This is a genomic window from Cryobacterium sp. Sr8 (genome assembly GCF_004403225.1).
GTDB classification, from domain to species: domain Bacteria; phylum Actinomycetota; class Actinomycetes; order Actinomycetales; family Microbacteriaceae; genus Cryobacterium; species Cryobacterium psychrotolerans.
This window is the reverse complement of the sequence record NZ_SOHO01000021.1, coordinates 1-11715: the sequence shown is the minus strand read 5'-3', so window position 1 is coordinate 11715 and position 11715 is coordinate 1. Positions and strand designations below refer to the sequence as shown.

10 protein-coding genes are annotated in these 11715 nt (G+C 62.4%); 6 read left to right on the top strand and 4 right to left on the bottom strand.

Annotated elements, in window-relative coordinates:
* Window positions 1-280: 280 nt before the first annotated feature.
* Window positions 281-799 (top strand): LemA family protein, encoded by a 519-nt coding sequence (locus E3T54_RS02405; RefSeq protein ID WP_134474410.1) that lies wholly within the window; start codon window positions 281-283, stop codon window positions 797-799.
* An 896-nt stretch (window positions 800-1695) separates the two neighbouring features.
* Window positions 1696-3095 (top strand): IS3 family transposase gene (locus tag E3T54_RS02400; RefSeq protein ID WP_134474409.1). Its coding sequence is split into 2 segments (ribosomal slippage): window positions 1696-2023 and window positions 2023-3095, totalling 1401 coding nucleotides; the frame shifts between segments, so codons are not numbered across the junction.
* A 42-nt stretch (window positions 3096-3137) separates the two neighbouring features.
* Here the strand turns inward: E3T54_RS02400 and E3T54_RS02395 are convergent.
* Window positions 3138-5138, bottom strand: coding sequence for an AarF/UbiB family protein (locus tag E3T54_RS02395; RefSeq protein ID WP_166804800.1), 2001 nt, complete (start codon window positions 5136-5138; stop codon window positions 3138-3140).
* 2 nt (window positions 5139-5140) lie between these two features.
* Window positions 5141-6457: an adenylate/guanylate cyclase domain-containing protein gene (locus E3T54_RS02390; protein ID WP_134474407.1), complete on the bottom strand. Its 1317-nt coding sequence runs from the start codon at window positions 6455-6457 to the stop codon at window positions 5141-5143.
* Between the two features lie 260 nt (window positions 6458-6717).
* Between E3T54_RS02390 and E3T54_RS02385 the strand changes: the two genes are divergently transcribed.
* The 4 genes from E3T54_RS02385 to E3T54_RS02370 all read left to right on the top strand — a co-directional run bounded on the left by E3T54_RS02385 (window position 6718) and on the right by E3T54_RS02370 (window position 9593).
* Window positions 6718-7017, top strand: a complete 300-nt coding sequence (locus tag E3T54_RS02385; RefSeq protein ID WP_370254669.1) for a transposase — start codon at window positions 6718-6720, stop codon at window positions 7015-7017.
* A 357-nt stretch (window positions 7018-7374) separates the two neighbouring features.
* Window positions 7375-7839, top strand: coding sequence for a DUF3093 domain-containing protein (locus tag E3T54_RS02380; protein ID WP_134474405.1), 465 nt, complete (start codon window positions 7375-7377; stop codon window positions 7837-7839).
* A gap of 240 nt (window positions 7840-8079) precedes the next feature.
* The gene (locus E3T54_RS02375) at window positions 8080-8478 is read left to right on the top strand and encodes a hypothetical protein (RefSeq protein ID WP_134474404.1); all 399 of its coding nucleotides are present in this window, start codon (window positions 8080-8082) and stop codon (window positions 8476-8478) included.
* A 65-nt stretch (window positions 8479-8543) separates the two neighbouring features.
* Window positions 8544-9593 carry a YhcG family protein gene (locus tag E3T54_RS02370; RefSeq protein ID WP_134474403.1) on the top strand — a complete coding sequence of 350 codons (1050 nt, stop codon included), beginning with the start codon at window positions 8544-8546 and terminating at the stop codon, window positions 9591-9593.
* Window positions 9594-10280: 687 nt separating this feature from the next.
* Here the strand turns inward: E3T54_RS02370 and E3T54_RS02365 are convergent.
* Both E3T54_RS02365 and E3T54_RS02360 read right to left on the bottom strand, forming a co-directional pair.
* Complete coding sequence (locus E3T54_RS02365) at window positions 10281-10871, bottom strand: DUF305 domain-containing protein (protein WP_134474402.1); 591 nt, start codon at window positions 10869-10871, stop codon at window positions 10281-10283.
* A gap of 94 nt (window positions 10872-10965) precedes the next feature.
* Entirely contained in the window at window positions 10966-11367 is a 402-nt protein-coding gene (locus E3T54_RS02360; protein WP_134474401.1) for a hypothetical protein, read from the bottom strand.
* Between the last annotated feature and the right edge of the window lie 348 nt (window positions 11368-11715).

Genomic DNA, 11715 nt, shown 5'->3' with positions numbered 1-11715 from the left:
CTACAACCGCCGCCGGCGCCACTCCTCGATCGGGCATGTCACCCCCGTTGACTTCGAGATGCAATACTCATCACAGGCCGCAGAGATCCAACTCGCCGCTTAACCCGTGCCCACTCTCCGGGGTCAAGGCCACTCGGGGCAGTCCCTAGTGAACAGTCTCTCTTATGAGGTGTCCACACAACGGGGTCAGGGCCAGATCCAGCCGTAGGATGCTGCTGCACCGCAGGCGGGCCTTTACGGCCTGGTCAATCATCGTGCCAATTCACAAGGAGACGCTGTCATGGAATGGCTCATCCCGATCCTCATCGTTGTTGTACTCGTCACCATCGTGGGGATTTACCTGTGGGCGACCTACAACTCCCTTGTGACCCTCAACCTTCACTGTGACGAGGCAAACCTGATCGAGGCGGTCAAGGGCTACGCGGCACACGAGAAGAGTGTCTTCGAGAACGTCACGAAGGCGCGCGCCGAGACTCTGTCCGCACAGGGACCGGCCGACGCATCCGTTGCGGAGAATCACGTGCAGACCGCGCTGAAGAGCATCTTCGCCGTCGCCGAGGCCTACCCCCAGTTGCAGGCCAGCCAGAATTGCCTGCAACTGCAGGTCGAGCTCGTCGACACCGAGGACAAGATCCAGGCTTCGCGTCGCTTCTACAACGGTGGTGTTCGCGAGATGATCACCAAGATCAAGGTGTTCCCGAACAACTTCTTTGCCCGCAATCTCGGTTTCACCGAACGTGACTTCTTCGAGGCCTCCGACTCCGCAGCCATTGCGGAGCCGCCGCGCGCGCAGTTCTAACGATCCCCACCGGCGGATCCGGGACAAGCTGACGTGGTATTTGATGCACCTCTGGCTTTGCGCCTGACCACCATCATCCGTTTCGCCTCCGGATACCCCGCCCATGACATCAGATTCGGATCAGAGAACGATTCTGACAGCTACGACCCGCCATGAGACAATGGCGTCTGACAGGTGTTCCATGCGCGCTGCCTAACAAGACCTTCGCCGATTCCCAGTCCTGCGGCACGAAAAGGCATCCGCCCCAAAGGGCCACCGCCACGCCAACCAGCACGGTGGATTCGGGAGTTTTGGCTGGCATCGCGTTTGACGAGAGCACACGTGAGCCGCAAGGAAGGAGCTCGATGATCACGGGTCGCAGCGACCTCCTGGTTGACGTGCTCACGGCGCCTTGCACCATCTCCAGCGTGCAGCGTCGTATCGGGCACGAACCCGCTGCCAGGGCCAATCCTGCGTCACTCGGCCAGATTCACCTCTCTGATGGCGCTCAAGGGTCGCGTCGGAGGGACGGGACATGACCGCACCGGGACCAACGGCCACCCAGCGACTCGTCGAAGGCCGACCAGCTAATGTCTTGAGGCGTCTTCGGTCGGGGTGTGGGAGGGGGCCAACACGGCTGGCTCGTGCTGCGCTGGGACGCGGTCGGCGAGTCATTCATGGCTTGGATGTGACGGCGCTGGGCCTGCTCATGGAGATAGTCGCTCGCGTTACGGAGCGGAAGCTGCTCTCGCTGGTAGAGCGACCGTCGCCAGACGTGGCAGCGGGCGACCACCCTACGTGTCAGGGTGAGTTGAGGCCAGTAGCTCAGAGCAAGTCCGCCGTTTGACGTAGGGCGAGAATCAGGAAGTTCCACCATGTCCAGCCCATCGTTGATCGCCGTGCGCGACGATAGTTCCATGAACAACAGCAGTCCCGGTCCCCGTGCGGGCGGTCCCACGCCCCGGCGGTCGTTCACGCCGAAGCAGAAACTCGACCACCTTGCCGCCTACGAGGACGCGATCTCCCGGAATGGGGGCGGCGCGTATTTGCGGGAGCAGGGCATCTATTCCTCGCAGATCACGGAGTGGCGAAAACTGCGCGATGCGGGCGTGCTGCAGGGCAAGAAACCTGGGGAGAAGATCGGCCGGCTCACGCCCGAGCAGGCCGAGATTGCCAGGCTCCGCCGTCAGCTCGATCTGACGGAACGGCGCTTGGAAACGACGGGGGTGGCGTTGGAGATCATGTCAAAAATGCACGAGCTACTCGAAAATCTTTCGAAGAGCTCGCGGGACGAAACACCGCACACGAAACCGTGATGACCACCTACCGCGACCTCACCAGCCACGGCGTCCCGACCCGGACGGCCGCCGTGTTGGTCGGGTTGCCGCGGGCGACCGCGACCCGGACGCCTCGCACCCGGGTCGCCCGGCCGGTGTTGGTGCCGGCGAACCGGATCGATGTCCGGGAGCGGGCCCGGATCCTGGCGGTGGTGAACTCGGCCCGGTTCGTGGACTTACCGCCGATCCAGATCTACGCGCAACTGCTGGACGAGGGCGTGTATTTGGCGTCGATCTCAACGATCTACCGGGTCCTGACCGAGAACAAGCAGGTCAAGGAACGCCGCCGCCTGGCCCGCCACCCGGCCCGGGCGATCCCGGAACTGGTCGCCACCGCCCCCGGCCAGGTCTATACGTGGGACTTCACAAAACTGCCCGGCCCGATCAAGGGCAAATACTTCGACGCCTACGTGATGATCGATATCTACTCCCGATACATCGTCGGCGTGAAGGCCCATCCGGCCGAGTCCGCGGTCCTCGCCGCGGAAATGATGACGGAGACCTTCTCCATCCATGGCACCCCGCAGGTCGTCCACGCCGACCGGGGCACGTCGATGACGAGCAAGACCGTCGCCACGCTGCTCTCGGATCTGGAAGTCACCAAGTCGCACTCCCGACCCCGGGTCAGCAACGACAACCCCTACTCGGAGGCGTGGTTCAAGACGCTCAAATTCGCCCCCGCGTTTCCGGAACGCTTCGGCAGCCTCGGCGACGCCCGCCGCTTCATGAACACCTTCGTAGAGGGTTACAACCACAGCCACCGGCACACCGGCATCGGGCTCAACACCCCCGCCGACGTCCACTACGGCCTCGCCGCCGGCAAGGCCGCCGAGCGGGCGGCGACCCTCGCCGCGGCGCGAGCCCGGAACCCGGAGCGCTTCAGCACCAGCCGCGATCCGCAGATCCTGGCCACCCCCGACGCGGCCTGGATCAACAAACCCGCCGAAGCTCAAGAACAAGAGCCGAAACTAGCCGCCTAAACTCACGCTGGCCTCATTCACCTTGACAAATTCCGCCAGTGCTCATCGTCCCCGCAGCCGACGGCTCGGTGACCGTCGGACGGGGATGCCCTTCCTGCCCGCGCCAGATTCACGAATGTTCACGCTGACAGTTGCTGCCACCAGCGCCCCCGCCAGCCCCAGGCCCAGCGCGACGCGCCGGCCAGCTTGGCGGATCGTTTTCTCCAGTTCCTCAGCACCCCGCAATCTGATCTCAGGGCCCGACCCGTCCCGGCCCTCGGTGAACTGTTCGAGCACCTCCGACAGCCGTGACGCTCGCATCCGGAACCGCAGAAACTCCGATACCAGCTTGCTCGGGTCCATCCCCTTGCGCAGCCGTTGAAGCAGTAGGCGGGAGATGAAGGACCCGGCGACGGCGACGGGGTCCAGTTTCGGGTCGAGCCCAGCCGCAGCCAACTGCATCTGGGCCAGCGCCTTGGACGCAAGTATGAGCGACGCAGGGAGCCGAACGCCGTGCCGCAGCGCGGTCTGCGTCATCTCCTGCAGAACGACACCGAGGCTGATGTCGGCGAGCGGGGCATCGTGATAGCGCGTCAGCAACTCGCTGAGCTCCTTCTCGAAACCGGGTCCGACCCGTGCCCCGCTACCGCTCAGGGTCAAGGCCACGTCGGCGAGGAGGCCAGGATCGTTGCGCCATAACGCGAAGAGCAGCAGCATGAGCAGCTCGCGCGTGTCATCGTCGATTTCGCCAACCATGCCGAAGTCGAGGAAGTACAGCCGGTCGTCGCGCCAAACAAGGTTGCCCGGATGAGGATCGGCATGGAAAAAGCCCACCCCGATCACCTGGTGGAAGTAGCTCTCCAGAAGCTGTCGGGCCGCTTCGGTTCGGGCCGTTCCCGCCGGGACGGCGTCGATGGGCAGGCCAGCGATCTCCTCCATCACCAGCACGCGGCTCGTCGACAGCTCCGTGTAGAGCCTGGGAACACCGAGCCGCGGGTAGGACTGGAGCACATCGTGCATCCGTGTGATGCTTTCGGCTTCCCTGCGGAAATCCAGTTCACGGACTAATGAAGTCGACAGCTGATCGACGACGCCGGCCACGTCAATAAACTGTTTGATGCCGGCGCGTTTTTCAGCCCTGTGGGCAAAGGCGCGGAGCAGCTCCAGGTCGCGCTCAATGTCCGCCCGGGCGTTTGGCCGCTGGACCTTGACAACCACACGTATTCCGCCGGTGAGTGTGGCACGGTGGACCTGTGCGATCGTGCCTGCGGCAAGTGGTTGCGGGTCGATGCTTTCGAAGACGTCCTCCCAGGGGACGCTCAACTCGTTTTCCATCACGCCCACCACCTGCTCCTGGGTGAGCGGCGAGACGTGGTCCTGTAGCGTGGCCAGCTCCTCGATGATCTCCGGTGGGAGCAGGTCGGGCCGGGTCGAGAGCGCCTGACCGATCTTGGCGAAGGTCGGCCCCATCTCATCGAGCGCCACACGGAGCCGTTGAGCGAACATTCGGCGGGCCGTGGCGTGCCCGAGCCCCCCGTGCAGGGCCTCGCCGAGCCGGTGCTTCGTGACGATACGGACGAGTTCCATTGTACGGGCGAGGAGGTAGGGCTTGTCCTGAGGCCTGTCACCGCTCACCGAATTCGCATCCCCGGTCGTCGTCGTGCTCTCCTGGCCGGTCTTGACGATGACCACGCTGCACGAGGACAGATGCGAGACCCTGTTGGGCACGTTCCCCAGCAGGAATTCCTTGCGCCCGGCCATGCCGGCGCTTCCGACAACGACGAGATCCGCCTTTTCCTCCACGGCTATCCGCACGATCGCGCGCGCAGGATCATCATCGACCAGAACACGAGCCTTACCCCTGGATCCGGCATGCTGCGCGGCGAGTTGAGCCAGATCGGTTGCGACGGTACCGGCAGTGCCTGCGTCTGGCGCCTCCGCCGGGGTTAGCACGCGCACGAGCATGAGCTCCGCGTCGTTCTGTGAGGCCAGGGCGGCCGCCCACCGGACGGCCTCGGCGGCGGTGGCAGATCCGTCGGTCGCCACCAGAACGCGGCCGGGCAACCCTACTTCCATGGTTGCGTTACCGCCCTCGCCGTGGTGACGCTCCGTTCGCCCAGCAGAATGTATGTAGTGATCTCGCCCTTCCCTTTGACCAGGACCCGTTCTCGTTGTTCGAAGCAGAAGTCCGCCCGGAGCCTTTCGTAGACCGCGCCGCTGACCTGGATGGACCCCACGGTACCAGTCGATTCCATGCGGCTGGCCATGTTCACGGTGTCCCCCCACATGTCATAGGCGAACTTATGCCGACCGATAACGCCGGCCACGACGGGGCCGACGGCGATGCCGATACGCAGTTCAAGCGCGAAACCTGCCGACGCACGCTGGCGGTGGGCTTCCTGCTGCATGGCGAAAGCCATGTGTGCGACCGCGGCAGTGTGCTCCGGCTGCCGCACGTGTAAACCGCCCGCCACCATATAGGCGTCACCGATGGTCTTGATCTTTTCCAGGCCCCACGAGTCCGCCAGCTCGTCGAAGGCGGTGAACAGGCCGTTCAGCATTTCGACGATTCTCTCCGGCGGCCACCGTTCGCTCAGCTCAGTGAAGCCGACGATGTCGGCAAACAGAACCGAGACGTCGGGGAGCCGATCAGCGATGATGCCATCGCGCTGCTTGAGTCGCTCAGCAACGGGAGCCGGCAGGATGTTGAGCAGAAGACCCTCGGACCTCCGCTGCTCCTCGGCGAGAAGCGCATGCTGTTCCGCGAGCACTCGTATGGCTCGCTCCCGTTCGCGCACGAAGTAGCGCACGAGCATGAACACGACCGCCGATACGCCGCAGATGTTGGCGACGAAGAAGATGGCCACGGTGGCAGTGGGGACGTGAACTCCGCTGGTGATCCCCCAGGCGTCCACTGCGACAGAGCCGCCGACCAGGACAACATAGGCGGCAAACCACCTCAAGGACTCGCGGGAGCCGTAGGCCAAGAGAGCCCCAAGCGGAGCTACAAGGGACCATAACGCCACTCCGCTGGACGGGTGGAAACCGCCGAGAGCGACCTGCACGGCGATCGGGGTCACGAGGTGCAAAGACAGGGAAGCCAGACGGAACACTGCGAAGCGCTTGGTCAGCGCAAAGTGCCCGAGGGCCAGCAACAAACTCACCTGGTAGACGAGGGTTATCACCCAAGCAGCAGTCAAGCCGTTCAGGAGATACACCAGCGTCCATACTCCGGCGAATGACCCAAGCAACAGGGCTGCAAGGGTCAACGCCGTTTTGGCGGCGCGCTCCTGGGACGAGTCGGTTGACTGGACACCGAGGTCGGCGAGCCGCCCAACACCGCCGACAACCTGTCGCCACAGCGACCCTCTTGTGGTGGTCAACCTCGCTCACCTCGCTTCCTCTCACCGTCGCCGTGTTCTTAAACTAGTGGCACGTCTTAATGGTTTTATTGAACCGTCCCGGTTTTCATACCGCTGTTTTATTGGCAGCCTCGCCGGTTAACGGGCCGGTTATTTCAGCGTAGTAGTTACGCTCGTATTCCTCGGGCGGGATGTTCCCGAGGAGGCTATGGAGCCGGTCATTGTTGTACCAGATGACCCAGTGGCCCTGACCCCGGTGGGTGGACACCTCACAAGAGAGAATGTTCACTATGGCAAGATCACGTCGGGAGTTCACTCCTGAGTACAAAGACGACGCCGTGAAGCTGGTCGTCACCACCGGCAGAGCGGTCGCCACCGTCGCCCGCGAGCTCGGAGTCAACGAGGCCACTCTGGGCCGCTGGGTGGCCGCGTTCAAGGCCCGCAACGAGACCGGACAGACCGAGGTGACGGAGGCTGAACGGGCCGAGCTGCTGCGGCTACGGAAAGAAAACGCGGACCTGAAGATGGACAGGGCGTTCTTGAATTATTCTGATGTTCGGATTATGCCGATGTTTGTCTGAATGCCCTGATCAACGACGTGTGACGGCCGCGAAGCTCGGCATAATTCGTCAGAGGTTTTCGAGGAAATCTAGCGTCGCATCGGCGGGGATGTAGCGCCCAGGGTGACCCACTTCCGGAGGGTCTCAGCGCCGATGTTGAGCTTCGGCGCGAGGTCGCGGCACGCGGCCCACGTCGACGGGTAATCCTTCAAACGATCCAGGGTCATACGAACCGCTCGCTCGCGAACCTCTGTTGGGTGTTTCTTGGGCATAACCGAATCCTTTCACCAGAAAGAAAGCGGCAGGAAATCAGGGACGGTTCACATAGACGCGAATATTCATTGCCGTTCAACAAGAAAATTTTGGTTTAATAGGGCCATGTATTACTACCGGGAACGTTTGTGGCCGTCACCTGCAATATATATATCTACCGCGCTCGTGATTCCCGCGAGCCTGCTTGTCTTCCTTCCGATCAACATGACGGTGGGCATCGTTACCGCTGTTGTTCTCTACACCGGCATAATCGCTGTGCTTGTCCTCGCTTCCCCAGTGATCGCCGTGAAAGATTCACATCTCATCGCAGGCCAAGCGCGACTTCCGATTGAGCACATCGGTGAGCCCCAAGTTTTTCTTGCCGAGGCAGCCACACTCGAGCGCGGCCAACGACTAAATGCACGCGCTTGGCTCCTGCTTAGAGGGTGGGTATCGCCCGTCATCAAGATCCCCCTCACGGACCCAGAGGACCCTGCTCCTTATTGGCTCCTCTCGTCCAGGCATCCACAGCAGGTCGCCGATGCATTATCGAAAGCTGCCGAGAAGATCACAATTCCTGATGTGACCTAAGAACCGCATAGACCTGGAACGAGACAGGATCCTCAGCGCTTAAAGCTGTGGCTACGTATGGCGCCGAATCAACGGATTGTACGGGCATACGCTCAACCGTCAATTCGCGGGATATGCGAACAGGTCCACTATTACTTAGTTATAATATCCATTATCGGTCATTTAGCCAGACAAATTACCCGACATATAACCCGGCATAGTGGTAATCTCGGGAGGCAACAGTCGGCAGGTGGGAGGTAGTTGACCATGACCAATATCTCAACCGGGGATGGTTCTCGTTCCGGCGCTGATCGCGCGGCACATGAACGCTCCGTGGGTTTAGGCGTTGCCGAGCTCGCGGCAGTGCTACAGGCGCAGCTGGGCCAGGCGCTGCTTGGGGTGATCGTGGGCAAGAACGCCCGGACGCTCGCTCGCTGGGCACACGCAACAGTTCGGCCGCCGCACGCGAGCGAGAAGCTCCTTAGAGACACATTTCAGGTGTTCGAGATCCTCAGCTCGGTTGACTCGCCTGAAGTTGCCAGGGCGTGGCTTATGGGCATGAATCCGGAACAGGACGATGCTTCGCCGGCCGAAGCGCTCGCCGACGGACGCTCCCGAGAGGTCATGGCCGCTGCGCGGTCCTACATCGCCGCCGGCTAGACCTGAAATTGCTGTGGCGAGCGGGCGCGACGGGTCACAGATCACAGACGGGAGACAATGGGGCCATGGCCCGTGATGATGTTGCTCTTCCCGATGGATATCCCGAGTTCCTCGGCGATCTCAAACAGCGCGTTCGGGAAGCGCAGGGTCGAGCGCATCGCACCGTCAACACGCAACTCATTGAGCTGTATTGGTCTCTCGGATGCGCCATCCTCACCGCACAGGGTGACCAGGGCTGGGGAAGCAGAGTTATCGACCGTCTTTCACGGGATCTGCGACTGGAATTCCCGCACATGACCGGGTTCTCACCGAGCAACCTTCAGTACATGCGCAAGTTCGCGGCTGCCTGGAGCGCCGCGACGCCAATTTCCCAGCAGGCTGCTGGGAAATTGGCTTGGGGCCACATCATGGTCCTTCTCGACAAACTCGAGGGCATCGAAACCCGCGACTGGTACGCCAAGGCATCCGTGAAGAACGGCTGGTCCCGGAACGTTCTGCTCAACCAGATCAAGAACCGCACGCTCGAGAGAACCGGAGCCGCGCCATCGAACTTCAGCGCCGAGCTGGCACCCGCTGATTCCGACCTGGCCCGGCAGATCGCGAAAGACCCCTATGTATTCGACTTCCTGGAGCTGACCGAGGAAGCAGCCGAACGCGACCTTGAACAAGCGCTCATGGACCGCATCGTGGACACCCTACGGGAACTGGGCACAGGGTTCGCATTCGTGGGACGCCAGGTCCACTTCGACGTCGCAGGCGATGACTTCTATCTCGACCTGCTGTTCTTCCACATCGAGCAACTGCGCTACGTAGTTATCGAACTGAAAACCGGGAAATTCCAGCCGGAGCATGCCGGCAAGCTCAGCTTCTACGTGTCCCTCGTTGACGACAGGCTCCGGAGGGAAGCCCATGCGCCCACGGTTGGCATACTCATCTGCGGCGACCGAAACGATCACACAGTCCGTTACGCACTCGGTCGCTCGGGTTCCCCCATGGCAGTGTCCACGTACACGTACGACTCCCTGCCGCCCTCCGAAAAGAATGCGCTCCCAGATGCCGACGAACTCATGTCGGCTCTTGGTTGGGACGAAGAAGCGCAGGAGCAGCACGACTAATTCCGAGTTCTCGGTCGTGCAGCTGACGCGGTGGCCACGTCCTTGATCGGTTTAGACGTGCTGATTACCTCGCGGCACAACTCGTCCTTGAACTCCTGGGTTAATCTCCTACGTGATGCGGTCATGCTGATCTCTACTTTCAGTAGTCCCTCATTTTAAGAGGGCCCACTGTCCGAGAACTCCGCGGCGGCTCAGTCGAGATCGGCACGCCCATCAGGAACGGCCACTGGATCGGACCCAGATAGTTGATATACGTTCCGGCAGTCTGCGAGTACGCGAACGGCGCAGGCCGAGGTGCCGTGCCCACCTTGTACCCGTCGCGCTGAACAGTGACCGACGCCGCGGCGCTGACCGGAAGACTCTGCACGCGGCCGGCGGCTGCCGAACTGTGCGGTGGCTCGGCAACGGCGCCGGGATTAACGGCGAGGGCGGGCAGAGACACGCTCACCGTGAGGAGCGCAACGCAAGCTACTGCGGCCGACGCGACTGCTCGCTGTCGCAGGGGCTTCCTGGCCGCCCGCAACATTCTTCGGCGTGTCTGCGGTTGATTTCGGCGCGTCCGCCGTCGATGCTTCCGAGCGCGCTCACGCTCCTCCGCCTCCCTCATGTGTCGTCGCGATGGACTCTGGGTCTCTGGGTTCGTGTTGATGACGTGCCTCGTATTCGAGATATGCAATGCGAGGTCGGTTACAGGGTCGCCAGGAGCTCCTTCATGTACTGGATCTCGGCGGACTGGCTCGTGACGATCGCCTGGGCCATGGCCTTGGCATCGGCGTTTTCGCCCGTGTCGAGCTCGGTCTGGGCCATTACGATGGCCCCCTCATGGTGCAGCGTCATCTGCTCGAGGAACAGCCTGTCGGCGTCCGCGCCCGAGGCCTCCTTGAGCGCCATCATGTCGTCGTCGGACATCATCCCGCGGGTCCCGTCGTTCATGCCGGACATGCCCTCGTCCGCTCCCCAGGCCGTGAGCCACGTCTTGAGCTGTTTGATCTCCGGGTCCTGCGCCGCCTTGATCTGGGTGGCGAGGTCGACGACGCGCTGGTCGACACCGTCCTTGGCCAGGATGTCGTCACTCATCTCCACAGCTTGTTCGTGGTGGGGGATCATCATCTGGGCGAATGTCACATCGGCTGCGTTCGCTGCGGATGCGCTCGGGGCGTTGCTGGTGTCGGAGCTGCCGCCCCCGTTCGTGCCGGCCGTGCCGCCCGTGCAGGCGCTGAGGGTGAGGGCTGCAGCCAGTGCGGCGGCGGCGAGGATGTAGGTGCGTGTTTTGAGCATTGTTCTTCCATTCAGTGTCAATCATTTGCGAACCGGGAGGCCGTTGGGCACGGCAAAGCGGCGCAGCCAGGTGGTGGCGCGCGAGCGGGTTCGTCTAAATGCGACTGATGGAAAGCAGGGTCAGGCTGGGCCGGTGCACGTGAAGGGGGATCGTGCGGAACAAGCTGACAAGGAAACCTGCGGCGTCAAGGAGACGACTGTATACCGAGGGCTGTCGGGCCAGGCGGATGAGAGCCACGACAATGAGCAACACCGAGCAGGTCATCGCGAGGATGCCGCAACCGGCCATGAAGTCGTCCCCGAAGCTGAGCCAGCCTCCATCGAAGGCGGAGGCGACGGCGACGACGACATCCGCACCAGCGCTGGCCACCATTTCGTTCGCACCGGTGAGGTGCTCAGCTGGCGCGGAGGCGGCCGGTGCAGCGACGGCCATCTCATGCTCGGCGCCGACGCTGGCAGAGTGAAGGGCGAACAAGCTGAGGAGCAGGGCAGCCATGGCTAGAACCGACACGATCAGGGAGCGCTTCTGGCGGTCGCTGCCGTCTACGGCCTCGCCGTCCGCTGAACCGTCTTGCGTTCACCTGTCGCTTTCCGGAGGATTGACAGCTGATGGCTGAGCATGCCCAACGTCGTCGCATTTCTCGGACGCCACTCCTTCGAGCATTGTTTGACGGCAGCTTCGTCCGCGTCAAAAAGTTGCAGTGGCGATGCGCGTGTTCTTCGACTAGGACCAGCCCTAGTAGTACTTAGTTAGGTTGGGGCTCGTTGTCGGCAGTGGGGACAGTATCCGAGATAGACGGCGAGGACTCGTTGGAGTTCTCTGAGGATGCCGTAGAGGCTCAGC

Bases quoted from the DNA above. Each gene is read 5' to 3' on its own strand.
- E3T54_RS02405 (WP_134474410.1), top strand. From the start codon at position 281: ATGGAATGGCTCATCCCGATCCTCATCGTTGTTGTACTCGTCACCATC.
- E3T54_RS02385 (WP_370254669.1), top strand. From the start codon at position 6,718: ATGTTCACTATGGCAAGATCACGTCGGGAGTTCACTCCTGAGTACAAA.
- E3T54_RS02380 (WP_134474405.1), top strand. From the start codon at position 7,375: ATGTATTACTACCGGGAACGTTTGTGGCCGTCACCTGCAATATATATA.
- E3T54_RS02370 (WP_134474403.1), top strand. From the start codon at position 8,544: ATGGCCCGTGATGATGTTGCTCTTCCCGATGGATATCCCGAGTTCCTC.
- E3T54_RS02365 (WP_134474402.1), bottom strand. From the start codon at position 10,871: ATGCTCAAAACACGCACCTACATCCTCGCCGCCGCCGCACTGGCTGCA.
- E3T54_RS02360 (WP_134474401.1), bottom strand. From the start codon at position 11,367: ATGGCTGCCCTGCTCCTCAGCTTGTTCGCCCTTCACTCTGCCAGCGTC.